Origin of the sequence: Allobrachymonas wangyanguii (genome assembly GCF_045055315.1) — a bacterium.
GTDB lineage: Bacteria > Pseudomonadota > Gammaproteobacteria > Burkholderiales > Burkholderiaceae_C > Brachymonas > Brachymonas wangyanguii.
Map to the genome: position 1 here is coordinate 772,878 of NZ_CP173677.1, position 26,257 is coordinate 799,134.

Here is a 26,257-nt window from a genome sequence, read left to right on the forward strand (position 1 = left end):
AAACGTAACTATTGGCGCCTGGCCGACAGTGCCAATACCCGGCCTCCGGGAGTAGCGCGGCTGTCATGGCCGGCACTTGTGCAGCGACTACAATGGCTTACATTGCACCCATGCCGGGTGCCAGTCCACGCCCATGAAAATCCTGATTTGTAACGACGACGGCTACCAGGCCACCGGCATCGAGGCCTTGCACGATGCCTTGCGCGACCTGGCGGATGTCGAGGTCATCGCCCCCGAATACAACAACAGCGCCAAGTCCAACGCGCTGACGCTGCATTCGCCGCTGTACGTGCAGCGCGCCGCCAATGGCTTCCGCTACATCAACGGCACGCCGGCCGACTGCGTGCATATCGCGCTCACCGGCCTGCTGGATGACCCGCCGGACCTGATCGTTTCCGGCATCAACAACGGTGCCAACATGGGCGACGACACTATCTATTCCGGCACCGTCGGCGCGGCGATGGAAGGCTATCTGTTCGGCATCCCGGCGATCGCGTTCTCGCAGGTCGAGCGCGGCTGGGGCCATCTCGATGCCGCGGCGCAGGCCGCGCGCCGGCTGGTGCAGCACATGATGCAGTTCCTGCCGGAAAAGCCCGGCACGGCTGATCCCTGGCTGCTCAACGTCAACATCCCCAACCTGCCGCTGGACGAGTTGAAGGGCTTCCGCCTGTCCCGCCTGGGTCGCCGCCATTCGGCCGAGAGCGTGATCGTGCAGCAGAACCCGCGCGGCGAGACCATGTACTGGATCGGTGCTGCCGGTGCCGCCAAGGACGATGCCGAAGGCACCGATTTCCACGCCACCACGCAAGGCCATATCGCCATCACGCCGCTCAAGGTGGACCTGACCGACCATGGCGCGCTGGGCTACTGGGCGCAGGCCTTTGCCGTGGGCGGACCGAAGCTGCACGATGGGGAGGGCGGCTAAAGTGGCTCGCCCGACTTTTCCGGCGCGCAACCAGTGGAATCCGGAAGCGCCGTCACCGGCAGCCTCCAGCCGTCCGGCAGCGCGGCTGCCGCTGGGCACTGGCCCGCTGGTGCCGACCCTGCCGCTGGATGCCACGCCACAGGAGCTGGCTGCGGCGCGTCAGGCGCTGGCGGCACGCCGCCCGGCTCAGCCGCTCATGCCGCACATCGTCCAGGTGAACCGCCCCGGCACCGTCGGCAGTTCCGGTACCGGTAATGCGGCGGCGATGCGCGCCCACATGGTGCAATCGCTGCAGCAATCCGGTCTGCACGATGGCCGTGTGGCGCAGGCGCTGCTGGCAGTGGAGCGGCACTGCTTTGTCGATAGCGCGCTGTTCACCCAGGCCTATCTGGACACCAGCCTGCCGATCGGCCTGCAACAGACGATTTCCAAGCCGAGCGTGGTGGCGCGCATGATCGAACTGCTGCTGGCCAGCCCGGCGATGCGCGAGCAGGGGCCGCAGGCGCGGCTCGGCCGCGTGCTCGAAATTGGTACCGGCTGTGGCTACCAGGCCTGCGTGCTCGGTCAGGTCGCGACCGAGGTCTACAGCATCGAACGGCTCAAGGGCCTGCACGAGAAGGCGCGCGCCAACCTGCGCCCGTTCCGCATCCCCAATGTGCACCTGATTCTGGGCGATGGCATGATCGGTTACCCGTCCGGCGCACCCTATGCCGGCATCATTGCCGCCGCCGGTGGCGAGCATATCCCGCAGGCCTGGGTCGACCAGTTGGCCATGGGCGGACGCATTGTGGCGCCGGCCGCCATGGGCACCGGCCAGCAGGTGCTGGTGGTGTTGGACAAGACTGCTAACGGTTTGCAACAGGCTTTACTCGAACCAGTACTTTTTGTTCCCTTAAAATCGGGCATGGCCTGAATGCTGCGGCATCCGGGCTGTTCCGCCATTTCCTGTCCCGCCCTGCACCTGTCGATCCCTTTCCGGGCGGGATCATTCTGCTAGCTGTTACAAGGATTTTCCGCATGACCCGCACTTCAGCCCTTGCCCCCGACACCTGGCGCCACGCGCTGCGCATCACGGTGTGTGCTGGCATGGTGGCCCTGATTGCTGCCTGTGGCTCTTCTCCGCGAGCGCCTGTCGAAAACCGTTCCACGGGTGGCATCGTCCGTGTTGATCCGGCCACGCTGCCCGGTTACGAATTCCGCAACCAGCCCGGCTACTACTCGGTGCAGCCCGGCGACACCATCTACGGCATTGCCCGTACCCATGGCCGCAGCCCGCTCGACATCATGAGCTGGAACACCGCCTGGGTGCCGAACCCCAACCTGATCGAAGTCGGCCAGGTGCTGCGCGTGGATCCGCCGGCCGGCAGTGCGCCGGTGGTGACCAGCACGCCGCGCCGTCCGGCTGCCACGTCGGCGCCCAGCCGCCCGTCCGCCACCAGCACGGCAACTGCCGCAGCGGGCGAGATCGCGCTGTCCTGGCCCACGCAAAGCCGCAGCATCGTGACTCCGTTCGATTCCGTGAAGAACAAGGGCATCGGCATTGGCGGCAAGCAGGGCGATCCGGTGATGGCCGCTGCTGACGGCCAGGTGATCTACGCTGGCTCCGGCCTGCGCGGCTATGGCAACCTGGCCATCGTGCAGCACAACAAGACCTACCTGACGGTCTACGCCCACAACAGCAAGCTGCTGGTGCGCGAGAACCAGAACGTGAAGAAAGGCCAGACGATTGCTGAAATGGGCAATACCGATGCCGATCGCGTCAAGCTGCACTTTGAGGTGCGCCGCAACGGCCAGTCGGTCAACCCGACCAGCTATCTGCGTTGATCGCACCAGCGCCTGATCGCGCCTGACCCGCATCGCTTCTTGTGCCTGGCGCAAGAAGCGATTTTTGTTGCTAGCATGCTGCCCATGGAAACCTCCCAATTCCCCGAATCCCCCGAAGCCTCCCAGGAACACGATGCCATCACGCGGCTGCGCGACCAGTTTGGTCCGCCGCCCGAAGGCGTGCAGCCCGACTGGCTGCTGGTACACGCCATGGACCTGGACGCCAAGGGCGTGGCGCGCCGCGATGACGGCAAGGTGATCTTTATCGATGGTGCATTGCCTTACGAATGGGTCAGCGCCACCAGCCACCGCAAGAAGAACAACTGGGAAGCCGCCACGCTGACCCGGATCCACAAGGAATCGCCGCAGCGCGCGCGCCCGGCTTGTCCGCACTTTGGCCTGCATGCCGGTGCCTGCGGCGGCTGCAAGATGCAGCATCTGGATCCGGCGGCGCAGGTGGCGATGAAGCAGCGCGTGCTGGAAGACAACCTCTGGCATCTGGGCAAGTGCACCGCCGGCCAGCTGCTGCGCCCGATCCACGGTCCGGATTGGGGCTACCGCTGGCGCGCGCGCCTGTCAGTGCGCCATGTGGTCAAGAAGGGCCAGGTGCTGATCGGCTTCCACGAACGCAAGAGCCGCTACATTGCCGACATGCAGAGCTGCGCCGTGCTGCCGCGCCATGTCAGTGATCTGCTGCTGCCGCTGCGCGCGCTGATTGCCAGCATGGATGCGCGCGACACCTGCCCGCAGATTGAGCTGGCCTGTGGCGACCATGTCACGGCACTGGTGCTGCGCCATCTGGAGCCGCTGAGTCAGGGCGATCTGGACAAGCTGCACGCCTTTGCCGCCGAACATCCGGGCGTGCAGTGGTGGCTGCAGCCCAAGGGGCCGGACACGGTGCACTGCATCAGTACCGATTCGCCACAGCTCTCGTACAGCCTGCCGCAGTTTGGCATCACCATGCCGTTCCGTCCGACCGATTTCACCCAGGTCAACCCGCATATCAACCGCGTGCTGGTGAGCCAGGCGCTGCAGTGGCTGCAGGTGCAGCCCGATGAGCGCGTGATCGACTGGTTCTGTGGCCTGGGCAACTTCACGCTGCCGCTGGCGACGCAGGCGCGCGAGGTGTTCGGCATCGAGGGCAGCGAGGCGCTGGTGGCACGTTCGCGCGAGAACTATGCTGCCAACAACCCGAACGCCCATGGCCGCACGCTGGCGCCGACGCAGTTCGTGGCGCGCAACCTGTTCGAGATGACGCCGGAGATGCTGGTAGCCGACGGTGCTGCCGACAAGTGGCTGGTCGATCCGCCTCGCGAGGGCGCGTTTGCGCTGTCCAAGGCGCTGGCCGATATCCACCAGCAGCGCATCGGCCAGGCCGACGAGGGGGCTTATGTCGCTCCGGCCGACTGGCAGCCGCCGCGCCGTATCGTCTACGTCAGCTGCAACCCGGCTACGCTGGCGCGCGATGCCGGCCTGCTGGTGCACCAGGCCGGCTATCGCCTGCGTGCAGCGGGCGTGGTCAACATGTTCCCGCACACGGCGCACGTGGAAAGCATGGCGGTGTTTGAGCGCGATGATGCGCGCTGGGGGCTGGCGCAGTAAGTGCTAGGGATCCGACCAGTCTGGATCGTTACAGCCCATCACCCACGAAAAAGCCCCGCAGAGCGGGGCTTTCGTCGTTCAGGCGGTCAGCTGATTAGTCGCTGCTGCCACCACCCAGGCCGAAGATGGCCAGGAAGCCCTGGAACACGTTGTAGATGTCCAGGTAGAGCGCCAGCGTGGCGGAGATGTAGTTGGTCTCGCCGCCGTCAATGATGCGCTTCAGGTCGTACAGGATGTAGAGGCTGAACACGCCGGTCATCAGCACGGACAGCGCCATCATCATCGGGCCGGAGCCAATGAAGATGTTGGCCAGCATGCCGAACAGGACGACCAAGGCACCGACGAACAGCCAGGAACCCATGCCGGACAGGTCACGCTTGATCACGGTGGACAGCACTGCCATCACGCCGAACACGCCGGCGGTACTGGCGAAGGCGCTCATCACGATGCCGGCACCGTTGCCCATGCCCAGCACGGCACCCAGGATGCGCGACAGCATCAGGCCCATGAAGAAGGTGAAGCCCAGCAGCACCGGCACGCCGGCAGCGGAGTTCTTGGTCTTCTCGATGGCGTACATGAAGCCGAAGGCGCCGCCGAAGAACAGCATCAGGCTCAGGCCGGTGCCCAGGCCGGACACGATGCCGGTGCTGACACCGATCCAGGCGCCGATGACAGTCGGGATCATGCTCAGTGCGAGCAGCCAGAAAGTGTTGCGCAGCACGCGGTTGCGCTGTACGGGGGTGATCGAAGCGCGGCCCCAGCTGGGGGAGTGCAATCGGTCGTTCATGGGCGGGAAGCTCCTGTAGTAATGAAAGATCAGGTGGTCTTTGTGCCCACCATGATGATTTGGATGTGGGCCAAAGCTTGCAGTTCACTGCAAGATGCGAATCATTGTAAACAAGTATGTCACATTCTGATGACGGGGAAATGTATCCGTCAGTTCAGGTCGATGGCGCCGCCAATGCCGATGTGCGACTGGTGGCTGGACAGGCCGCTGCGGCTGTAGCCTGTGGAGCGGCTGCTGCCGACGCTGATATCGGCCAGGCCATAGGCCTGCACGCCACTGCCGGAAACGCCCGAGGTATTGGTCGAGCGCACACCGGCGCAGGCCGAGAGCAGGGACACGGCGCTGATCGCCAGAATGGCAGCCGCCGTCGTGCGGAAGCGGGAAGAAGAGATGTGAATCATGCGTAATACTCCTTGCATACAAGGGTAACGCAAGCCAGTCTGCTGCAGCTGTAGCGAATCGTGAGCGAAGGTAAATGGTGGGCTGGGCTACTTGGTCAGGATCAGCTTGCCCTGGCGCGTCGCTTGCAGCTGGTAGGTGACGCCGCGGTGCACGATGGTGATGCTGCGCTGGCCGCGCATCAACTGCTCGCTCGGGATCGCTGGCGGCGCGGCTGCTGGCGTGCCGTCCGTGGCAGCCGCCGGAGTCGGGGCGGCAGCGGGCGGGCGAGGCTCGTCCGACGCCATCATCGCTGTGGCTCCGTGACGAAGCCGACCTGGCTCAGTCCGGCCTGCTGGGCAGCAGCCAGGGTCTGCGCCACGGCCTCGTAGCGCACGTTGCGATCGGCCTGCAGTTGCAGCTGCGGTTGCGGTTGTTGCGTGGCGGCGGCCTGCAGGCGCGGCTGCAGTTCGCTGGCTGGCAGCGCCTGGCCGTTCCAGAACAGCGCGCCCTGGGCATCGATACCGAGCTGGATCGCATCGGGCTTGCGCTGTTCGGGTTCGCTGCTGGCTTGCGGCAGCGACAGGGGTACGGCGTGGTTCAGCACCGGCACGGTGATGATGAAGACGATCAGCAGCACCAGCATCACGTCCACCAGCGGGGTCATGTTGATCTCGTTCATCACGTCGGTGTCATCCGATTCGAAAGAAGAAAATGCCATGGGAAGACTCCTTGCGCTGCGGCTCAGTGGCTGTCCGGGGCGGTCTGCACGCGCGAGCCGGTCACCAGCCAGGCGTGCAGGTCATGGGCGAAGCGGTGCATGCGCTGGCCGACGCGCTTGTTGCCGCGCAGCAGGAAGTTGTAGCCGAGCACCGCCGGAATCGCTACCGCCAGGCCCATGGCGGTCATGACCAGTGCCTCGCCGATCGGGCCGGCGACCTTGTCGATCGAGGCCGAGCCGGAGCTGCTGATGCCCATCAGCGCGTGGTAAATGCCCCAGACCGTGCCGAACAGGCCGACAAACGGCGCGGTGGAACCAATGGAGGCGAGGATCGCGAGGCCGGATTGCAGGCGTGCCTGGCTGCCGTCCAGGCTGCTGCGCAGGTTCATGTGGATCCAGTCGCTGAGGCTGAGGCTGCTGTGCAGCTCGTTGTCACTCTGTTCGTGGTGTTTCTTGGCCTCCTTGCCCTGCAGCGCAAGTTGGCGGAACGGACTGCTGTTGCCGCCGAGCTGGTCCAGGCCTTCGGCCAGGCTGGCGCTGTGCCAGAACTGGTCGGTGCGGCTGGCGAGGCGGTTGTGGCGCCACAGGTCCCAGGCCTTGATCAGGATCACGGCCCAGGTGGCGACCGACATGAGCAGCAGGATCAGCGCCGTGGTGCGGGTGACCCAGTCGCCCTGTGTCCAGAGCAGGGCCAGGTCCATGGAGGAGCTAGAGGGAATCGACATGGTGAAAAAACCTTTGGATGAAGAAAGGGAAAAACAGGGGGAATCAGCGATTGAGGCGGAAGGCGATCGGGACTGTCACGGCCATGGCAGTGGCTTCGCCGTTGCGCTTGCCGGGCACGAAGCGCCAGCGGCGTACCGTTTCCAGTGCCGACTGGTCCAGCTCCGGGTAGCCGCTGGATTGGCGCAGCGTCACGTCCTGGGCGTTGCCCTTGGCATCAACCATTACGCGCAGCAGCACGGTGCCGGTATCGCCGTTGCGCTTGCTGGCGGGTGGGTAGGGCGGCTTGGGGTTGTGCAGGTAGCTGGCGCGGGTGCTGGGCAGCACGACTTCGGCTGGGGCCTTGTCCTGGCTGCTCGGGCCCGGGCTGGTGTTCGTGGCTGGCGCTGGCTTGGCGGCGGGTGCGGTACTTTCAGCGGCCGGGCTGGGCTGGGTTGGTGCAGCCGCTGCGGTCATGCGCGGTAGCGGGTTCGGCGCTGGCTTGTTGCTGACCGGTTGCGGGGCAGGCTTGGGCTGGGGCCGTGGCTCTGGCCTGGGCAGCGGTTTGGCGACCGGTGGCTTTGCTGGCTCTGGCGCGGCAACGAGCTCCGGCTGCGGGGCAGCCTGCAGCGGAGCCGGTGTCAGCAGTTGCACCGTCAGTGGCGTGGGTGGCTCCGGCGGCGTCGGGCGCGTGGCGTTCAGGCTGGCCAGCAAGGCTGCATGGGCGAGCAGGACAGCGGCCACGATGGCGCCATCGCGCCAGGCCGGCGTGAAACGGGGGGAAGACAGGATCAGGGTGCTCATGGGGCAGGGTGGCGGTTCAACGCTGTGACACCAGCCAGGCGCAGGGCGCCACCACGGCAAGCGACAGAATCAGGCTCCAGATCATGGAAACAAGTCTCATTCAAATTAAAGAAGTGCATTATAAATAGAAATGATTCTCAATCAATAAAAAGATGGGAGGGTTGGATGCTGGCGACGTGCGGGCAGCCGCACAGCAGCATGGCGGCCTCGAATTCATCGCGCAGCAACCGCAGAACATGGGCGACGCCGCGCGCACCGGCATTGGCCAGACCAAAGACTTGTGGCCGTCCGAGCAGGGCGGCATCGGCACCCAGCGCCAGCGCCTTGAACAAGTCGGTGCCACGGCGGATGCCGCCATCGACCAGCACGGGGAAGCCACTGCCCACTGCCTGGCGTACCCGCGGCAGCAGGGTGGCGGTAGCGGGCATGGTGTCCAGCGTGCGGCCGCCATGGTTGCTGACGATCAGGCCGGCCACCCCCAGCGTCTGCGCCAGGCGTGCATCGTCCGGGTGCGTGATGCCCTTGAGCAGCAGCGGCAGCGCGGTCTGGTCCAGCAGCCAGCGTACATCGTCCCAGGTGGGTGCGCTGCTGGCCAGGCCCTGGCACAGGCCGGCGCCGGGCTGATGCACGGCTGCGGGCAGGTGGGCGGAACGGATCTCCGGCGGCCACTGCAGCGGATGGCGCCGTTCGGCATCGCGGATGCCTTGCACCGGTGCATCGACTGTCAGTACCAACGCCTGGCAGCCGGTGGCTTCGGCGCGGCGCAGCAGCGCCAGCGTGTCGGCGCGATCGGGCTGGAGGTAGAGCTGGAACCAGAGCGGCGGTGCCAACGCTGGTTCGTGCTGCAGAATGGCGGCCACCTGTTCCACCGGCGTGTTCGAGAGCGTGCTCAGCACCATGCCGGTCTGGCTGACCTGGGCGGCAAAGGCGGTGGCGATCTCGCCATCGGGATGGGCCAGCCGCTGGTGCGCGACCGGTGCCAGTAGCAGCGGCCAGTCCAGCGTCTGGCCCAGCAGGGGCGTGCGCGTGTGGCTGTCCTGCATCGATGCCAGCACGCGCGGTGCCAGCTGCAGCCGTGACCAGGCCGCACGGTTCTCGGCATCGGTCAGGCCATCGGCAGCGGCACCGGTGAAGAAGGCCAGGCGGTCCGGACCCAGCCATTGTTCGGCATGGCGCTGGTGCGCATCGAGCGAAACCAGACCGGGCGGCAACGGATCGAGGCGGGGCGGCTGCATCAGGTTTCGGCCCACAGGCGCAGCAGGTTGTGATAAGTGCCGGTGAGCTGCTTGGTCTCGGCCGATTCGCCATGCTGCTGGCGCAGGCGCGTCAGCGCCATATCCAGTTCGTAGAGCAGGCGGCGCTGTTCGTCACTGCGCACCAGGCTTTGCAGCCAGAAGAAGCAGCCGATGCGCTCGCCCTGCGTTACCGGCAGGACCTGGTGCAGGCTGCTGGAGGGATAGATCACAGCGCTGCCGGCGGCCAGCTTGATGCGCTGCTCGCCAAAGGTATCGGCAATCTGCAGTTCGCCGCCCGTGTAGCTGGCGGGATCGTTCAGGAATACGGTGCAGGAGACATCCGACCGTACATAACCGTCCGGGCCGCGCAGCACGGCATTGTCGTAATGCGGGCCGTAGTATTCGCCCGGGCCATGGCGGTTGACGCGTGGCGGGAAGATCCGGTGCGGCAGCGCGGCGCTGAAGAACAGCGGGTGCTGGTGCAGCGCCCCCAGCACGATCTCGCGGATGCGCTGCGAGGCCGCGCTGTCGGGTGCCAGTTGCTGGTTGCGCTTGATCTGGCGCGCCACCACGCCGGCGCTGTGGCTGCCGTCGCGCCAGTCGGCATCGTGCAGCAGCACCTGGTGGATTTCGGCAAGTTGGCTGGCATCCAGCACGGAATCAATTGTCAACAGCATGGCGGGACAAGGGAAGAAGACCGGCGACTGCAGGCAGCGCCGGTCGAGTGGCGGAAATCAGAACTGGTGTTTCAGCGTCAGCTGAACGCGACGCGGCTGGCCCGGGCCGTAGAAGCCGCGATACAGGGTGTCGGCGTAGAGCTCGTCGGTCAGGTTGCTGACGTTGAGCTTGAGTGCGGTGGCATCGGTAAAGCTGTATTCGGCCATGGCATCCCAGGTCACGAAGCTGTCGGCCTTGACGGCGCGGCTGCCATCCGGATGCTGGCTGCTGCGGTAGTTGGCACCGGCCCCCAGGCGCAGCTTGGGCAGCACGCGGTAGGTGGTCCAGAGGCTGCCACTGTGTTTGGGCGTCAGGCCCGGGCGATCGCCTTCGACCTGGGCACCACCGCCGTTGGCGGCCAGCACCTGGTTGCTCTTGTCGATCTTCGCCGTCGGAATCCAGGTGTGGTTCCAGAACACTTCCCACTTGGGCGTCAGGCGGCCGGCAGCGTTGAATTCCATGCCCATGGCGTGGCGCTTGCCGGACAGTAGGTACTGTTCGGCGGCGCTATCCGGGTCCTGGTTGCGCTCGTTGTACTTCTCGGAATAGAAGGCGGCTGCCCCCAGCGACAGGCGCTGGTCCAGCACGTCCCACTTGCCGCCAATCTCGAAGTTGCGCGACTTCTCGGCTGGCGTGTTGGCCAGCTTGCGGTTGGCATCTGAGGTCGGGTTGGGCGCAAACTGGTAGGCATCGCCCGAGGTGTTGTACGAGGTGCCGTAGGACAGGTAGTAGGACGACAAGTCATTCGGCTGGTACAGCAGGCCCAGGCGCGGACTGAGCAGGGTTTCGCTCTTGTCGAAGCTGTAGGCGTCCGCAGTGGCAGTAGCCGCCGTGTTGTAGCTGCCCTTGAAATGGTCGAGGCGCAGGCCGGCAATGGCCTTCCAGTGATCGTTCAGTGCCACCGTGTCCTGTACGTAGACGCCGATATTCTTCGATTGGAAGGTGTTGTAGACTGGCTCGCCGCGCAGGTCCGGGCGCCAGTCGCCATTGTTGGGCTGGCCGACGGTGGTCGTCAGACCGCTCGCAGCACCAGGAAAGTTGTTGTTGCGTTTGGCATCTTCGTGGTACAGGTCGATGCCGGCCAGCAGCTTGTGCTCGCGGCCGCCCCAGTGGAATGTATTGCTGTAATCGCTCTGGAACTGCGTCACGTCGCTGCGACCGACACGGCCCTTGGGTGTGCGGGTAATGGTAGTGTCCGGGCCAAAATTCTCGATCGTGGTGGGTTGGCCGTTGGTCTCGCCCAGGCGGATCACGCTGGCCCACAGGTCGCGCTCATAGCGGCCATGGCGCAGCTGCGATTTCAGCTCGCCGCCATCGTCAAAGCGATGCGTGTGCTGCAGCGTGCCATAGGTGGCCTGGGTGTTCAGCTTGTCGCTGTCCAGGCCGTAGAAGCTTTTTGCTTCCAGCGTCGGAATGATGGTGCCGGAGCGATTGGCGGGGTCGCTCAGGAACCACGGATGGCTGTAGCTGGAGCGGCCTTTGGTATCCAGGTGGTACAGGCCCACGGAGAACTCGTTTTTGGTGCCGATGCCCCAGCGGAAGGTCGGTGCCACGCCCCACTTGTCTTGCTCGGCGCCCCAGTTGTCGGCTTCCTGCTTCATCACGTTCAGGCGGAAGGCGGCATCGTCGCCAGTCTGCCAGTTGAAGTCGCCCTGGATGCGCTTTTCATCGCCGCTGCCCACGGTGGCGCTGACCTCGTGCTGCGTCATCAGGAAGGGCTGCTTGCTGGCCTGGTTGATCACGCCGCCGGTCGAGCCCTTGCCGAACAGCATCGAGGCCGATCCCTTGATCACCTCCACGCGGTCCTCGTTGAAGGTATCGCGCTCGTACAGACTGCCGTCGCGCAGGCCGTCGCGGTAGATGTCACCGGCGGTGCCGAGCGAGAAGCCGCGCAGGCGCACATCTTCCTCGCCGGTCTCGCCAGCCAGGAAAGTCACGCCGGCAGTGGTGCGCAGCACCTCGCGGAAATCATCCAGGTTGCGGTCGCTGATGAGCTTTTCCGTCATCACGGTGACGCTTTGCGGAATGTCGCGCAATGCCTGGTCGCCCTTGCCGATCTGGGTGCGCGTGGCGCGCAGATCGACCTTGCTGGCGGGCGTGACCAGGGTGTCGGTCACTTCCACCGTGTCCAGGATGGTCTCGCCACCGTCGATCACGGGCTGGGCCAGCGCCGAAGCGCTGACCGATCCCATCAGCAGGGCAGCGCCCAGCGGCAGGATGCGGGAAGTAGAAGAGGAAACAGGGGTGTCGGCAGGAGAAAGTGGTCGTGCAGATGGAGTCATGGCCAGATAAACAGAGGTGAAAAACACATGCTGGCTATGTCTGCATCAACCGTCCTGGAGAGGGTGCGCCAGAGGCGGGACAGATGGCAGTGTGGCTTGCAGGAACGTCAGTCCAGATGCTGACGAACCCGCATTGTACACAAATGAGAATTGTTATCGTTACTTTTCTTGCGATTGTTGACGCGCTGCAACATCAGCTCCAGCGTTGCAGCAAGGCCAGCAGTTTCTCGATGCGCGGGCCGTAGGGCGGATACAGCAGGCGCGTGCCGCTCCAGCGCGATTGCAGGAAGACTGGCTTCTCGTGGCTGAAGCGGCGGAAGCTCCAGACGCCGCGATAGGCGCCCTGGCCACTCGGGCCAATGCCGCCAAACGGCTGATGCAGCTGCGCCACCTGCCAGATGCAGTCGTTGATGCCGACGCTGCCGGCATGGGTTTCGCGCAGCAGCTGCTGTTGCGCCTGCCGGTCCTGGCCAAACCAGTACAGCGCCAGCGGGCGAGGCTGCTGGCGCAGCTGCTGCAGCACCTGCTCCGGCTGGTCGTACACCAGCACCGGCAGGATCGGGCCGAAGATCTCCTCCTGCATCAGGCGCAGGTCGGGTGCCGGTTGCAGCACCAGGCTCGGTCCGAGCAGGCGGCGCTGCATGTCGGTCTCGGCCAGTGCCTCGATCTGGCAGCCGGCGTCGTGCGCTTCTTGCAGCAGGCTGATCTGGCGCTGGAACTGGCGCGCATTGATGATGGCGCAGTAGTCCGGATTGGCCGGCAGGCCGGGGTAGAGTGCCTGCACGGCTTCGCGGTAGTGCGATACAAACGATGCCAGCTGCGAACGATGCACCAGCACATGGTCCGGTGCGACGCAGGTCTGGCCGGCATTCAGCAGCTTGCCGTGCGCGATGCGGCGTGCCGCCTCCGCCATGTCGGCCGACAGGTCGATCAGCGCCGGCGACTTGCCACCCAGTTCCAGCGTCACCGGTACCAGCTGGCTGGCCGCCGCTTCGGCCACCTGGCGGCCCACCTGGGTGGAGCCGGTAAACATCAGGTGGTCAAACGGCAGCGCGACAAAGGCGCGGCCGACATCGGCATCTCCTGTCACCACGGCCAGTTCGGCCGGGTCAAACAGGCGTGCCACCGCTTGTTGCAGTGCTTCGGCAAAGCGCGGCGTCGATTCGGAGGGCTTGATCATCACCCGGTTGCCGGCGGCCAGCGCGCCTATCGCCGGCGACAGCGCCAGCTGCAGCGGGTAGTTCCAGGGCGAGACGATGCCGACTACGCCGAGCGGCTGCGGCAGCAGGCGGTTGCCGGCCGGCCAGAAGGCCCAGCCGGTGCGCACGCGGCGCATGCGCATCCAGCGGCCCAGTCGCTGGCGGGCATGGCGCAACTCCTGCTGCAGTACCAGCAGCTCGGCCATGCGCGTCTGTACCATGCTGCGCTGGCCAAAATCGGCACAAATCGCTTCGGCCAGGGATTCGCCCTGCAATTCCAGCAGGCGCTGCAGCCGCGCCAGGCGATCCTGGCGCTGTGCGTGCGAGGGGTAGGGTTGGACCAGCGCGGCATCGCGCTGCAACTGCAGCAGCTGCTGCAGTCCGGCATCAGGTGGGGGGGTGGACATCAGACCTCCAGCCAGACACTGCCGCTTTCGGCAGTGGCCAGCATGATCTCGTCGAGCGCACGGTCGAGCCCGGCCGCCAGCGCGGCAGCGGCCAGTTCCGGGCGGTTGTTGCGTTCGCTCAGGTGAGCGGCCAGCACATGGCCGAGCCGGTCGTGCTTGAGCAGGCGTGCCAGTTCACCGGCAGCCGCATTGCTCAGATGGCCATAGGCTCCCGCCACGCGCGCTTTCAGGAATCGGGGATAACGGGATGCTTCGAGCATAGCCGGATCGTGGTTGCTTTCGAGTAACAGCGCGTGACACTGTTGCAGCATCTGTACCACGTGGACGCTGGCATGGCCGAGGTCGGTCACCAGGCCCATGCGGCGGTCGCCGTCGCTGCAGACCAGTTGCAGTGGCTCGCGCGCATCGTGTGGCACGGTGAACGGCTGCAGCTCCATCGCGCCAAAATCGATCGGTTCGCCGTCGCGCGCAAAGCGGATCAGCTCCGAGAGCGATTCCGGCTGGCCGACGGCGGCGTGGGTGCCGCGGCTCATCCAGACCGGAATGCGGTGCCGCGCAGCAAAGCCGGACGCGCAGCCGATATGGTCGCTGTGTTCATGCGTGATGAAGATGCCGCTGAGCTGCTCCGGCTCCACGCCGGCCTGCTGCAGCCGCGCCGTGAGCTGGCGCTGCGGCATGCCGCAATCGACCAGCAGGCGGCTGACGGAAATGCCTTCGCGCGCTTCGATCAGGGTGGCATTGCCGGCGCTGCCGCTGCCCAGGCTCTTGAATCGGATACTCATGGAATCGTGCCAGGCCAGCCTCCAAAAGCAAGCGCCCGCACAGGAGGCGGGCGTTGCAGGAGGGCTGGCGGATCAGGCTCAGAACTGGCGCAGGTCCTCGGCCAGCACGCGCAGGATCGGAGCGCTTTCGGCCTGGCTCACCGGCTGGCCGCCTTCGTTCAGCACGCGCACCAGGCTGCCCTGGGCTTGCGGCTGCACCTGTACCTGGTAGCGCACCGGCTTGGGCGTGTCCTTCTTGCTCTTGCCGAAGAGGCGCGTCAGGATGCCGGGATTGCTTTCGCGTTCGGCGCTGGGCTGCACATAGCGCACCAGGTAGCTGCCCGATTGCGGGTTGCTGCTTTCCACCGTGTAGCCGGTGCGGTCCAGGGCCAGGCCCAGGCGGCGCCAGGCCTGTTCGGTACCGTCCTGCAGCAGCAGCGTACCGGCAACCGTATCGTGCTGTACGGTGGCGCGGGCCTGCTGGCTGGCGGTCTTGGCAGCAGCGCCTTGCTGGCGTACCACGGCATCGGCCTGCGCCTGCGGCACGCCCAGCGACACCATCAGGCGGCGCAGCATCTCGTTTTCCAGCTCGGGGCTGTTCGGGCGCGAGCGCCAGGTCGAGGTTTCCTTCTCGCGACCGGTCAGCACTTCTTCCATGCCACGGTGCGTGATAAAGATGTTGGTGCCGCCGGCGGCATTGCTTTCGACGCGGGTGCGGTAGCGGTCCAGCTCACCGGTGGAGTAGAGCGAGTCGATGGCCTTGCCCAGCAGCTTGCGCAGCGGATCCAGCGGGATATTGGCGCGGTTCTCGGCCCAGTCGGTTTCCATCACGCCCAGGCGCGGGTCGTCGGTGGTGAGCACGAAACCGTTGTTTTCCCAGAAGGTCTTGAGCGGATTCCAGAGCTGGTCCGGCTTGCGCGGCACCACCAGCCAGCGCTGGTTGCCTTCGCGCTTGATCTGCACGTCACCGATCTGGTCGGTGGCGACGTTCTGCACGGTGCCGACCTGCTTGTCCGTCACGGCGCGCTGCGCCTCGAAGGTGGCGGCACTGGCGTCACCCGGTACGTTGTAGCGGGTACTGGTGTCCAGGCGCGTCAGGTCCGGCGGGATTTCCAGCGCGTTGCCGCGTTCGGCAGACTTGTAATCGATGCCGCTGGTGCCACCGGCAAACGGGGAGCAGGCGGCCAGCAGGCTGGCAGCCAGGGCAGTCAGTGTCAGTTTGTGCAGATTCTTCACGGGGGAATGTCCTTGGTACATCGGGAGTCGGTCGTCAGATCAGGCCGGAGGCCTTCAGTGCAGCTTCCACCACGGCGTGGTTGGCGCTGCTCAGCGGGGTCATCGGCAGGCGCATGGTGCCACCGCACAGGCCCATGCGTTCCATCGCCCACTTGACCGGAATCGGGTTGGCTTCCACGAACAGATCGCGGTGCAGCGGCAGCAGGCGGTTCTGGATCTGCATGGCGGTGTTGCGGTCGCCGGCAATCGCGGCCACGCACAGCTCGTGCATCAGGCGCGGTGCCACGTTGGCGGTCACGCTGATATTGCCCTGGCCGCCGCACAGCATCAGCGCCACGGCGGTCGGGTCGTCGCCGGAATAGATGGCAAAGCCCTCGGGCACGTCACGGATCAGCCACTGTGCCTTGGCGATGTCGCCAGTTGCTTCCTTGATGCCGATGATGCCCGGGATCTGCGCCAGGCGCAGCACGGTGGCGTTGTCCATGTTGGCCACGGAACGGCCCGGCACGTTGTACAGCACCATCGGCAGGTCGCCCACGGCTTCGGCAATCGACTTGAAGTGCAGGTACTGGCCTTCCTGGGTCGGCTTGTTGTAGTAGGGCACCACCTGCAGCTGGCTGCTGGCACCCACGCCCTTGGCGTAGCGCGCCAGCTCGATCGCTTCGGCGGTGGAGTTGGCACCGCAGCCGGCCATTACCGGCACGCGGCCAGCGGCTTGCTCGACAGCGACGCGGATGATTTCGCAATGCTCTTCGACGTTGACGGTAGGGGACTCGCCCGTGGTGCCCACCACGCCGATGCAGTCGGTGCCTTCGGCGATTTGCCAGTCGATCAGCTTGCGCAGCGCGGCGTAATCGACTTGTCCATCAGGCTGGAACGGAGTGACGAGGGCGACAATGCTTCCGGTGAGGGTGGTCATGCAGGACTCTTTTCAGGTACGGTGCGAAACGGTGCACGCAGCACGCCATGCAGCGGCTGCCTCTGCCTCGGATTGTAATCCTGGGATGTTGCCACATTTTGCCGATTTCGTGCAGGACTTGCCGGCCGGCAAAGGTTACGGCAGGTTAACGTACACGTCAGCGCGGCGCCAGCCCGAAGCAGCTCCACATCAGCGCGTCCACGTTGAGCATGAAGTCGGGCTGGGTGTAGAGCAGGAACACGAACAGCAGCGCCAGGCCGGCCAGCAGCCAGGCGCCGATGCGGAGCAGGGGGGATCGATGTGTCATGGCCATCAGGATGCCACGACCCGGGTCGGTCGCGCAATGGCGGATTCCCGGATCGGCAGGTTCAGCGCCGCTGCCATGATGCCCAGCGCAATCGCCAGATACCAGACGATGTCGTAGCTGCCGGTCTGGTCATACAGCAGACCGCCCAGCCAGACGCCCAGGAAGGAGCCAATCTGGTGGCTGAAGAAGGCCAGGCCGCCGAGCATGGACAGGTGCGCCACGCCGAAGATCTGCGCCACCAGCGCGTTGGTCGGCGGCACCGTGGACAGCCAGAGGAAACCCATCACGGCCGAGAAGATATAGACGCTGGTCGGGCTCAGCGGTACCAGCAGGAAGATGATGATGGCCAGCGAGCGCAGGATGTAGATGCTGGCCAGGATCACTTTCTTGCTCATGCGCTGGCCCAGGCTGCCGGTCAGGTAGCTGCCGAACACGTTGAACAGGCCGATCAGTGCCAGCGAATAGCTCGCCACCTGCGGCGAGAAGCCGTAGTCGCGCAAATAGCTCGGCATGTGTACGCCGATGAACACGACCTGGAAGCCGCAGACAAAGTAGCCGGCAATCAGCATCAGAAAGCTCGGATGGCTGGTAGCTTCGCGCAGGGCATCGGCCACGCTCTGTTCGCGCTGGCGCGGCGCGCTGCCGTGAAAGCCGGGCTCACGCAGGCCCCAGGCCAGCGGAATGATCAGCAGCGCCGCCATGCTGAGCCAGACCAGCGACAGCTGCCAGCCGGAGGTGGCAATCAGCCAGCCTTCCACTGGCACCATCAGGAACTGGCCGAAGGAGCCGGCGGCGGCGGCCACGCCCATTGCCCAGGAGCGGCGCTCTACCGGCGCGTTGCGGCCGATCACGCCGTAGATCACGGCATAGGTGGTGCCGGCCTGTGCCATGCCGATCAGCACGCCGCAGGTCAGCGCCAGCATCATCGGCGTGGTCGAATACGCCATGCCCAGCAGGCCCAGCGCGTACAGCAGCGCGCAGCCGACCAGCACCTTGAAGGCGCCGTAGCGGTCCGCCAGCATGCCGGCAAAAATGCCGCAGAAGCCCCAGGCCAGGTTTTGCACCGCCATGGCAAAGGAGAAGTGCTCGCGCGTCCAGTCATTGGCCTGGGTCATGGGTTGCAGCCACAGGCCGAAACCGTGGCGCACGCCCATCGACAGGGTCACGATCATGGCGCCGCACAGCAGGATTTGCCACAGGGGGAGCGGGGGGTGGGCCGGGCTGGGCGTGGGGGTGCTGGACATGGGGCTGTCAGGAGGGCTGGAATATAGAGATCGCACACGCGCGTGCGCAACAGAAGGCTGATGGTAGCAGTTTTGACCTGCGCCTGCTGGTCGTCGCATACCTGTAAAAATTCACAGGTATTGTCGGAGGAATCCTACTAAAATGAAATGATGGTCAGTACCGCATCCCATCTTCCTTCCTATTCCGAAGGCTCCATCCGTGTCCTCAAGGGGCTGGAGCCGGTCAAGCAGCGTCCGGGCATGTACACCCGTACCGACAACCCCTTGCATATCGTGCAGGAGGTGATCGACAACGCGGCAGACGAGGCGCTGGCCGGTTTCGGCAAGAAGATCAAGGTGATCCAGCACGAAGACGGCTCGATCTCGGTCGAGGACGATGGTCGCGGCATCCCGTTCGGCATGCACCCCGAGGAAAACGCGCCGGTCATGGAACTGGTGTTCAGCCGCCTGCACGCCGGCGGCAAGTTCGACAAGGGGCAGGGCGGTGCCTACAGTTTCTCCGGTGGCCTGCACGGCGTTGGCGTCAGCGTTACCAATGCGCTGTCCAGCCGGCTCGAGGTCAGCAGCTACCGTGACGGCCAGGTGGCGCGCATGGTGTTCTCGCACGGTGACGTGATCGAGCCGCTGCAGCTGCGCCCCAGCGCCAGCGGTGATCGCCGACAGGGCAGCACGGTGCGCGTCTGGCCCGAGCCACGCTATTTTGAAAGTGCCCAGCTGCCGCAATCTGACCTGGTGCACCTGCTGCGCAGCAAGGCAGTGCTGATGGCCGGTGTCTCGGTCAGCCTGCATAACGAAAAAGCGCGCGAGACGCTCTCCTGGCAGTTCAAGGGCGGCCTGGCCGACTACCTGTCGCAGACACTTACCGCCGATCCGCTGATTCCGCTGTTCCATGGCGAGCAGTTTGCCGAAGACGGTTCCGAGCAGTTTGCCGAAGGCGAGGGTGTGTCCTGGTGCGTCGCCTTCACCGAAGAAGGCAGCCCGGTACGCGAAAGCTATGTCAACCTGATTCCCACCCATTCCGGCGGCACCCATGACAGCGGCCTGCGCGATGGCCTGTTCCAGGCGATCAAGAGTTTTGTCGAGCTGCACGCGCTGCTGCCCAAAGGCGTCAAGCTGATGCCCGAAGACGTGTTCGCGCGCGCCAGCTATGTGCTCAGCGCCAAGGTGCTGGATCCGCAGTTCCAGGGCCAGATCAAGGAAAAGCTCAACTCGCGCGATGCGCTCAAGCTGGTGTCCGGCTTTGTCCGTCCGGCGTTTGAGCTGTGGCTGCACGAGCACCTGGAAGACGGCAAGAAGCTGGCCGAACTGGTGATCCGTGCGGCGCAAAGCCGCCAGCGCGCCGGCCAGAAGGTCGAGAAGCGCAAGGGCAGCGGCGTTGCCGTGCTGCCCGGCAAGCTGACCGATTGCGAAAGCCGTGACCTTGGCCTGAACGAGGTCTTCCTGGTCGAGGGCGACAGCGCCGGTGGCAGTGCCAAGATGGGCCGCGACAAGGAAACCCAGGCCGTGCTGCCGCTGCGTGGCAAGGTGCTGAACACCTGGGAAGTCGATCGTGACCGCCTGTTTGCCAACACCGAGATCCACGATATCTCGGTGGCCATCGGCGTTGATCCGCATGGCCCGGGCGACCGCCCCGACTTGTCCAACCTGCGCTACGGCAAGATCTGCATCCTGAGCGATGCCGATGTGGACGGCTCGCACATCCAGGTGCTGCTGCTGACGCTGTTTTTCCGCCATTTCCCGGCGCTGATCGATGCCGGCCATGTCTACATCGCGCAGCCGCCGCTGTTCCGAGTCGATGCACCCGCGCGCGGCAAGAAGCCGGCCTCCAAGCACTACGCGCTGGATGAAGCCGAGATGCAATCGATCCTGGAAAAACTGCGCAAGGATGGCGTGGCCGACAGCAAGATCAGCATCAGCCGCTTCAAGGGCCTGGGCGAGATGTCGGCCGAACAACTGTGGGAAACCACACTCAATCCCGATACACGCCGACTGTTACAGGTGCATCTGGGAACCTGGGGGCTGGAACAGACTCAGGAACTGATGGGCAAGCTGATGGGCAAGGGCGAAGCTGCTGCGCGCCGCGAGCTGATGGAGCTGCATGGCTCGGCCCTCGAACTGGAACTGGATATCTGACATGAAACCTGTTTTTCGCACCTGGCTGCTGGCTATCCTGATTGGTGGCGGCCTGCCGCTGGCGGCACACGCCGATGTTTGGGGTTACGTGGACGATCAGGGCATGACCCATTTCGCCGAATCCCAGCTGGACAGCCGCTACAAGCTCTATTTCAAGAACGAGAACTTCGACTTTGACCCGCGCAAGTCGGCGCTGGCGCAGAAACAGCAGCGCAAGCCCGGGCCTGCGGCCAGCGGCCTGGTCTTCAATGCCTCGGCCGATGCCGCTGCCGGCAGCAAGGCGATCCGGCTGGCATCGCAGATCAACCGCTCGCGCTCCTACAGCCAGGTCAGCGGCCATATCAGGCGCGAAGCGAATCGCAACGGCCTGGATTACAACCTGGTCAAGGCGGTAATCGCGGCCGAATCCGGCTTCAATGCCGGCGCCGTCTCGCCAGTGGGTGCCGTCGGCCTGATGCAGATCATGCCGACCACCGCCATGGACCTCGGCCTGCGCTCCGACGCCCAGTATTCGGTCGAGGACAAGCTGACCGATCCGGCGCTCAACATCCGCCTGGGTACGCGCTACCTCAAGTTCCTGGTCAACAAGTATCCGGGCCGTCTGGATCTGGCGGTAGCTGCCTACAACGCCGGCCACGGTGCCGTGGCACGTGCCGGCAACCAGATTCCGCGCTACCGCGAAACGCAGAACTACGTGCGCACCGTGATGGCGCTGTACAACACGCTCAACCCGGCCAGTGCCAGCCAGCTGGCCGTCGCGCGCGCCATGCCACTGGGCAAGGCGCAGGTCGGCAAGAACCGCGTCAGCATGAGCATCCCGGCCACGGCCAGGGTTGCTCCGCCACCTCCCGCGGATCCGATCGTGGTGCAGCGCCTGCGTTCCGAGAACCGGCTGGCAGAGCTGGCGCCACCAGAGGGCAACACGCCGTCAGCGCTCGATACCGTCTCGACCAAGATCGCCGAAGCCGACCTCGATGCCACCCGCCTGGGGGCAGATGTGGTAGTGCAACCGGCATCGCTGGCCCACCCCTGACCTGATTCCTGCAGCCTGCGCGCTGTGGCCTCCCCCTGAGCGGGCAGGCCGGTTGCCGCAGGCTGTCTGCCGCCCGGCAGCCTGAACCGATTCACCATGAGTACCGATACCACTTTCCCCGAACTGATGCCCGACGGGCAGGACGACCAGCCCAACCTGGCCATGTACGCGCAGCGTGCCTATCTGGAATACGCCCTGAGCGTGGTCAAGGGCCGTGCGCTGCCCGATGTCTGCGACGGCCAGAAGCCGGTGCAACGCCGCATTCTCTACGCCATGGACCGCATGGGCCTGTCCTTTGGCGGCAGCAACGGTGCCAATGGTGCCAAGCCGGTCAAGTGCGCGCGCGTCGTCGGTGACGTGCTCGGCCGCTACCATCCGCATGGCGACCAGGCCGCGTATGACGCGCTGGTGCGCATGGCACAGGATTTTTCGCAACGCTACCCGCTGATCGATGGCCAGGGCAACTTCGGCAGCCGTGATGGTGACGGTGCCGCCGCCATGCGCTACACCGAAGCGCGCCTGTCGAAAATTGCCACGCTGCTGCTCGACGAAATCGACCAGGGCACGGTCGATTTCATTCCCAACTACGACGGCAGCACCGAGGAGCCGGCGCAGCTGCCGGCGCGCCTGCCGTTCGTGCTGCTCAACGGGGCCAGCGGCATTGCCGTCGGCATGGCGACCGAAATCCCGAGCCACAACCTGCGTGAAGTGGCCGATGCCTGCATTGCGCTGATCAAGCAGCCCAACCTGCCCGATGAGGAGCTGCTCCAGCTGTTGCCCGGACCGGACTTTCCCGGTGGCGGCCAGATCATCAGCAGCGCCGAAGACATCGCCGACGCCTATCGCAGCGGCCGTGGCTCGCTCAAGACACGCGCGCGCTGGGTGATCGAGGACCTGGCGCGCGGCCAGTGGCAGCTGGTGGTGACCGAGCTGCCGCCCAACGTCAGCGCGCAAAAGGTGCTCGAGGAAATCGAGGACCTGACCAACCCCAAGATCAAGAGCGGCAAGAAGGCGCTCAGCCAGGAGCAGCTGCAGCTCAAGGCCAGCCTGCTGGCGGTACTCGATGGCGTGCGTGACGAATCGAGCAAGACGGCGCCTGTGCGTATCGTGTTCGAGCCGCGCACGCGAACCGTCAGCCAGCAGGACCTGATTGGCGCGCTGCTGGCGCACACCAGCCTGGAAACCTCGGCCTCGATCAACCTGACGCAGATCGGCATCGACGGCAAGCCGACGCAGAAATCGCTGCGCCAGATGCTGCAGGAGTGGATCAGCTTTCGCCAGACCACGATCCAGCGCCGCAGCCGCCACCGGCTGGACAAGGTGCTGGACCGCATCCATATCCTGGAAGGGCGCCAGCTGATCCTGCTGAATATCGATGAGGTGATCGCCATCATCCGTGCCAGTGATGATCCCAAGGCGGCGCTGATCGAGCGTTTCCGTCTGACCGAGCGCCAGGCCGAGGACATCCTGGAAATCCGCCTGCGCCAGCTGGCCAGGCTGGAAGCGATCAAGATCGAGCAGGAACTGTCCGAGCTACGCGCCGAACAGCAGCGGCTGGAAGATATCCTCGGCAGCGAGGCCAGCCTGCGCCGCCTGATGATCAAGGAGATCGAGGCCGACGCCAAGCAGTTTGCCGATGCGCGCCGCACGCTGATCCAGCAGGAGCGCCGCGCCGTGGTCGAGGTCAAGGTGGTGGACGAGCCGGTCACCGTGGTGATCAGCGAAAAAGGCTGGGTGCGTGCGCGCACCGGCCACGGCCATGCGCCGGACAGTTTCAGCTTCAAGTCCGGCGATGCGCTCTACGGCACTTTCGAATGCCGCACGGTGGATACACTGCTCGCCTTTGGCAACAATGGTCGCATCTACACGGTCGCGGTCTCCGGCCTGCCGGGTGCGCGCGGCGATGGCCAGCCGATCTCGGCCATGATCGAGCTCGAGGCCGGCACCCATCTGCTGCACTTTATCGCCGGTGCGCCACAGAGTACCTGGCTGCTGTCCGGCAGCGGGGGCTACGGTTTCCTCGCCAGCATCGAGCACATGAGCTCGCGCCAGCGTGCCGGCAAGGCCTTCATCACCTGCAACGCGGGTGAGACGATTTGCGCACCGTCCCGCGTCAGCGCTGCCGATACACCCGGCCAGCAGCTGGCCGAAGCCACCCATGTAGCCTGCGCCAGCACCGATGGTCGCCTGCTGACTTTTGCCATCACCGACTTGCGCACCATGCCCAACGGCGGTCGCGGCCTGATGCTGATGAGCCTGGAGGACAAGGCCAGCCTGGTTGGTGCTGCAGCGTATGCCCGCAGCATCCGGGTCAGCGGCATCGGTCGTGGCAGCAAGCCGCGCGAGGAGACGCTGGAAATCCGCAGCCTCAACAACGCCGCCGGCGTGAGGGGCCGCAAGGGCAAGGACGCCGGCTGGACCTTCAAGCTGCAACGCATCGAGAAGGTACAGTAAGCCATGGCCAAGACAGAGAAACTGCGTCCGATGGCGCTCGATGACATGCTGTTCCAGCAGGGCTTTGGCACGCGCCGTGTCTGTGCCGGGCTGGTGCAGCAAGGCCTGGTGCAGGTCGAAGGCGAGATCGTGCGGGATGCACTGCACCCGGTGGAGCCGCGCGAAGGCCTGCGCTTCAGCGTGCAGGGGCAGGACTGGGAATACCATGCCAAGGCCTACCTGATGCTGCACAAGCCGGCCGGCACCGAATGCTCGCAAAAGCCCTCGGCCTGGCCGAGCATCTATACGTTGCTGCCGGCACCGCTGCGCCAGCGCCCGCAGAAAAGCAGTGTGCAAGGCGTACAGGCCATCGGCCGGCTGGACCAGGACACCACCGGTCTGCTGATCCTGACCGATGACGGCCAGCTGATCCACCGTATGGCCTCGCCACGGCATCAGGTGCCCAAGCTTTACCAGGTACAGTGCAAGCACCCGATCGAGGAGCGCCAGGTCGAACGCCTGCTGGCCGGTGTGGTGCTTGATGACGATCCGAAACCGGTGCAGGCGGCTGCCTGTGTCATCACCAGCGAGACCACGCTGGACCTGACGCTGACCCAGGGCAAGTACCACCAGGTCAAGCGCATGCTGGCCGCCGTCGGCAACCGGGTCGAAGGCCTGCATCGGCACAGCATCGGTGCGCTGCAGCTGCCAGCCGATCTGGCGCCGGGTCAGTGGCGCTGGCTGACGCCGGACGATCTGCAGGCGCTGCAACAGAAATAGGCCGCTTCGCTACACTGCTGTCTATCATGAAAATCCTGCTTGATGCCTTCTGGCGCGCCGTCGCCTACTGCCTGCGGCCGCGCGTGATCCTGCTGTCGCTGCTGCCTTTTGTCGTGATGCTGCTGGCCGGGCTCGCCTTTGCCCAGTGGGGCTGGTGGCCGGCGGTCGATACCGTGCTGGAGTGGCTGGAAGGCACGACGCTGCTCGCCACCCTGCACCAGGCGCTGGACTGGCTGAATCTGCCACATTTCAAGAACGTGATCGCGCCGCTGGTGGTGGTGTTTTCCATCACGCCGCTGATCGTGCTGGCCTCGTTGCTGCTGGTGGCCGGCTTCATGACGCCGGCACTGGTCAAGCTGGTAGCCGAGCGCCGCTTCCCGCAACTCGAGCGCAAGCACGGTGCCTCGCTGCTGGCCAGCATCGGCTGGTCGCTTGGCCACACTGTGCTGGCGCTGTTGCTGCTGTTGTTCAGCATCCCGCTCTGGTTCATTCCGCCGCTGGTGCTAATCGTGCCGCCGCTGATCTGGGGCTGGCTCAGCTACCGCGTGATGAGTTTCGATGCCTGGTCCGAGCACGCCAGCAAGCCGGAGCGCCGCCAGCTGATGCAACGCCATCGCACCGAACTGCTCATCATCGGCATCATCACCGGTCTGCTCGGTACCGCGCCCAGCATTGTCTGGGCCTCGGCCACGGTGTTCCTGGTCGCTTTTGCCGTACTGATTCCGGCGGCGATCTGGATCTACATGCTGGTATTTGCGTTTTCCTCGCTCTGGTTCGTGCACTTCTGCCTGGCCGTGCTGCAGCAGCAGCGCCAGCAGGAAGAGCGTGAACGCGCCGCCTTTGTCGCCAGCCAGCCCGGCTTTGATGTCGGGAGCCGTCCCGTCGTGCCGGTTGCCGAGACCCTGACTCTTCCCGCTGCGGCCAGCCGCGCCTCCAACAAGGATTCCGCATGACTGCTCCCGTTCTGCCCCATGGCATCCAGGCGCCGCCGGCACATGCCAGCATGCCGCGCTTTCACCTGCTGCTGATCGGTGACGAGCTGCTGTCCGGCCGCCGCCAGGACAAGCATGTGCCGCACACCATCCAGACCCTGGCCGAGCGTGGCCTGACGCTGAGCTCGGTGCGCATCGTCGGGGACGGTCGCGCCGATATCGTTGCGGCCCTGCGCGATGTCCTGGCCTGCGGCGATGTGGTGTTTTCCTGTGGCGGCATCGGTGCCACGCCGGATGACCAGACACGCCAGGCGGCTGCCGAAGCCCTCGGCGTGGAGCTGGCGCTGCACCCCGAGGGTGCGGTGCTGATCGAGCAGCGCTTCCGGCAACTGGCCGAGCAGCGTGGCGTGCCGTACAACCCGACCGATGCCGAACACCAGCAGCGCCTGCAGATGGCGATGTTCCCGATCGGCTGCCAGATCGTGCCCAACCCCTACAACCAGATCGCCGGCTTCTCGATCGGTCACGTGCATTTCTATCCCGGCTTCCCGGCCATGGCCTGGCCCATGATGGCCTGGACGCTGGACCAGTACTACGCACGCTGGTTTGACCAGCGTGAGTGGGCCGAGCGTTCGCTACTGGCCTGCAAGGCCTCCGAGGCCAGGATCACGCCGCTGCTGGAAGCCATCGAGGCGCGCTACCCGCTGGTCAAGGTGTTCAGCCTGCCGACACTGCAGCATCCGGTGCATGGCCCGCACATCGACCTGGGCGTCAAGGGCGCGCCAGACCAGGTGCCAGCCGCTTTTGCCGAGATGGAGCAGGGCCTGCGTGAACTGGGCATTCAGCTGGTGTATCCGCAGGCTGCGGATCCGGCCTGATTCGGCAACGACCAATGC

25 protein-coding genes are annotated in these 26,257 nt (G+C 65.3%); 10 read left to right on the plus strand and 15 right to left on the minus strand.

The genetic code is table 11. The features are described from left to right. The first annotated feature begins 133 nt into the window (after positions 1-133). The 4 genes from surE (at position 134) to rlmD (ending at position 4,351) form a co-directional block, all read left to right on the plus strand. Entirely contained in the window at positions 134-925 is a 792-nt protein-coding gene (gene surE / locus ACI3EV_RS03645; protein WP_329769851.1) for a 5'/3'-nucleotidase SurE, read from the plus strand. Beyond that, positions 909-1,838, plus strand: coding sequence for a protein-L-isoaspartate(D-aspartate) O-methyltransferase (locus ACI3EV_RS03650; protein WP_405198029.1), 930 nt, complete (start codon positions 909-911; stop codon positions 1,836-1,838). The genes surE and ACI3EV_RS03650 overlap by 17 nt, the downstream gene beginning before the upstream one ends. A 104-nt stretch (positions 1,839-1,942) precedes the next feature. Then, positions 1,943-2,749: a peptidoglycan DD-metalloendopeptidase family protein gene (locus tag ACI3EV_RS03655; protein WP_329769850.1), complete on the plus strand. Its 807-nt coding sequence runs from the start codon at positions 1,943-1,945 to the stop codon at positions 2,747-2,749. A gap of 75 nt (positions 2,750-2,824) precedes the next feature. Next, a complete protein-coding gene (gene rlmD, locus ACI3EV_RS03660; RefSeq protein WP_337690876.1) occupies positions 2,825-4,351 on the plus strand; it encodes a 23S rRNA (uracil(1939)-C(5))-methyltransferase RlmD in 1,527 nt (508 codons plus the stop codon). A gap of 94 nt (positions 4,352-4,445) precedes the next feature. On the opposite strand, the gene ACI3EV_RS03665 is transcribed toward rlmD, so the two are convergent. The 15 genes from ACI3EV_RS03665 to ACI3EV_RS03735 form a co-directional block, all read right to left on the minus strand. Beyond that, positions 4,446-5,138, minus strand: coding sequence for a Bax inhibitor-1 family protein (locus ACI3EV_RS03665; protein WP_018714317.1), 693 nt, complete (start codon positions 5,136-5,138; stop codon positions 4,446-4,448). Positions 5,139-5,287: 149 nt separating this feature from the next. Continuing rightward, the gene (locus tag ACI3EV_RS03670; protein ID WP_337690874.1) at positions 5,288-5,539 is read right to left on the minus strand and encodes a hypothetical protein; all 252 of its coding nucleotides are present in this window, start codon (positions 5,537-5,539) and stop codon (positions 5,288-5,290) included. An 87-nt stretch (positions 5,540-5,626) separates the two neighbouring features. Further along, complete coding sequence (locus ACI3EV_RS03675) at positions 5,627-5,827, minus strand: hemin uptake protein HemP (RefSeq protein ID WP_329769846.1); 201 nt, start codon at positions 5,825-5,827, stop codon at positions 5,627-5,629. Further along, positions 5,824-6,237 carry a biopolymer transporter ExbD gene (locus ACI3EV_RS03680; RefSeq protein WP_337690871.1) on the minus strand — a complete coding sequence of 138 codons (414 nt, stop codon included), beginning with the start codon at positions 6,235-6,237 and terminating at the stop codon, positions 5,824-5,826. Before ACI3EV_RS03680 ends, ACI3EV_RS03675 begins: the two co-directional genes overlap by 4 nt. A 23-nt stretch (positions 6,238-6,260) precedes the next feature. Then, complete coding sequence (locus ACI3EV_RS03685; protein WP_329769844.1) at positions 6,261-6,962, minus strand: MotA/TolQ/ExbB proton channel family protein; 702 nt, start codon at positions 6,960-6,962, stop codon at positions 6,261-6,263. A gap of 43 nt (positions 6,963-7,005) precedes the next feature. Next, positions 7,006-7,743 (minus strand): energy transducer TonB, encoded by a 738-nt coding sequence (locus ACI3EV_RS03690; RefSeq protein ID WP_329769843.1) that lies wholly within the window; start codon positions 7,741-7,743, stop codon positions 7,006-7,008. A gap of 137 nt (positions 7,744-7,880) precedes the next feature. Continuing rightward, the gene (locus ACI3EV_RS03695) at positions 7,881-8,978 is read right to left on the minus strand and encodes an alpha-hydroxy acid oxidase (protein WP_329769842.1); all 1,098 of its coding nucleotides are present in this window, start codon (positions 8,976-8,978) and stop codon (positions 7,881-7,883) included. After that, positions 8,978-9,655, minus strand: a complete 678-nt coding sequence (locus tag ACI3EV_RS03700; protein WP_337690865.1) for a Fe2+-dependent dioxygenase — start codon at positions 9,653-9,655, stop codon at positions 8,978-8,980. The genes ACI3EV_RS03695 and ACI3EV_RS03700 overlap by 1 nt, the downstream gene beginning before the upstream one ends. 57 nt (positions 9,656-9,712) lie before the next feature. After that, positions 9,713-11,977 (minus strand): TonB-dependent receptor, encoded by a 2,265-nt coding sequence (locus tag ACI3EV_RS03705; RefSeq protein ID WP_405198030.1) that lies wholly within the window; start codon positions 11,975-11,977, stop codon positions 9,713-9,715. 193 nt (positions 11,978-12,170) lie between these two features. Further along, positions 12,171-13,583, minus strand: a complete 1,413-nt coding sequence (locus ACI3EV_RS03710) for a coniferyl aldehyde dehydrogenase (RefSeq protein WP_337690862.1) — start codon at positions 13,581-13,583, stop codon at positions 12,171-12,173. Beyond that, a complete protein-coding gene (locus ACI3EV_RS03715) occupies positions 13,583-14,365 on the minus strand; it encodes an MBL fold metallo-hydrolase (RefSeq protein ID WP_337690860.1) in 783 nt (260 codons plus the stop codon). Before ACI3EV_RS03715 ends, ACI3EV_RS03710 begins: the two co-directional genes overlap by 1 nt. Positions 14,366-14,443: 78 nt before the next feature. Beyond that, a complete protein-coding gene (gene bamC / locus ACI3EV_RS03720; RefSeq protein ID WP_337690858.1) occupies positions 14,444-15,580 on the minus strand; it encodes an outer membrane protein assembly factor BamC in 1,137 nt (378 codons plus the stop codon). A 34-nt stretch (positions 15,581-15,614) separates the two neighbouring features. Further along, complete coding sequence (gene dapA / locus ACI3EV_RS03725; protein ID WP_337690857.1) at positions 15,615-16,499, minus strand: 4-hydroxy-tetrahydrodipicolinate synthase; 885 nt, start codon at positions 16,497-16,499, stop codon at positions 15,615-15,617. A 157-nt stretch (positions 16,500-16,656) separates the two neighbouring features. Next, a complete protein-coding gene (locus tag ACI3EV_RS03730) occupies positions 16,657-16,806 on the minus strand; it encodes a hypothetical protein (protein WP_329769836.1) in 150 nt (49 codons plus the stop codon). Between the two features lie 5 nt (positions 16,807-16,811). Continuing rightward, entirely contained in the window at positions 16,812-18,050 is a 1,239-nt protein-coding gene (locus ACI3EV_RS03735) for an MFS transporter (RefSeq protein ID WP_329769835.1), read from the minus strand. A 147-nt stretch (positions 18,051-18,197) separates the two neighbouring features. On the opposite strand from ACI3EV_RS03735, the gene ACI3EV_RS03740 reads away from it, so the two are divergent. The 6 genes from ACI3EV_RS03740 (at position 18,198) to ACI3EV_RS03765 (ending at position 26,239) form a co-directional block, all read left to right on the plus strand. Further along, positions 18,198-20,183 carry a DNA topoisomerase IV subunit B gene (locus ACI3EV_RS03740; RefSeq protein ID WP_337690853.1) on the plus strand — a complete coding sequence of 662 codons (1,986 nt, stop codon included), beginning with the start codon at positions 18,198-18,200 and terminating at the stop codon, positions 20,181-20,183. 1 nt (position 20,184) lies between these two features. Then, entirely contained in the window at positions 20,185-21,216 is a 1,032-nt protein-coding gene (locus ACI3EV_RS03745; RefSeq protein WP_337690851.1) for a lytic transglycosylase domain-containing protein, read from the plus strand. Between the two features lie 96 nt (positions 21,217-21,312). Continuing rightward, on the plus strand, positions 21,313-23,670 hold the full coding sequence (gene parC, locus ACI3EV_RS03750; protein WP_405198031.1) for a DNA topoisomerase IV subunit A: 2,358 nt from the start codon (positions 21,313-21,315) through the stop codon (positions 23,668-23,670). A gap of 30 nt (positions 23,671-23,700) precedes the next feature. Beyond that, positions 23,701-24,429: a 16S rRNA pseudouridine(516) synthase gene (locus ACI3EV_RS03755; RefSeq protein ID WP_329770113.1), complete on the plus strand. Its 729-nt coding sequence runs from the start codon at positions 23,701-23,703 to the stop codon at positions 24,427-24,429. Between the two features lie 26 nt (positions 24,430-24,455). After that, the gene (locus ACI3EV_RS03760; RefSeq protein ID WP_329769832.1) at positions 24,456-25,382 is read left to right on the plus strand and encodes an EI24 domain-containing protein; all 927 of its coding nucleotides are present in this window, start codon (positions 24,456-24,458) and stop codon (positions 25,380-25,382) included. Then, positions 25,379-26,239, plus strand: coding sequence for a molybdopterin-binding protein (locus ACI3EV_RS03765; protein ID WP_329769831.1), 861 nt, complete (start codon positions 25,379-25,381; stop codon positions 26,237-26,239). The genes ACI3EV_RS03760 and ACI3EV_RS03765 overlap by 4 nt, the downstream gene beginning before the upstream one ends. Positions 26,240-26,257: the final 18 nt, after the last annotated feature.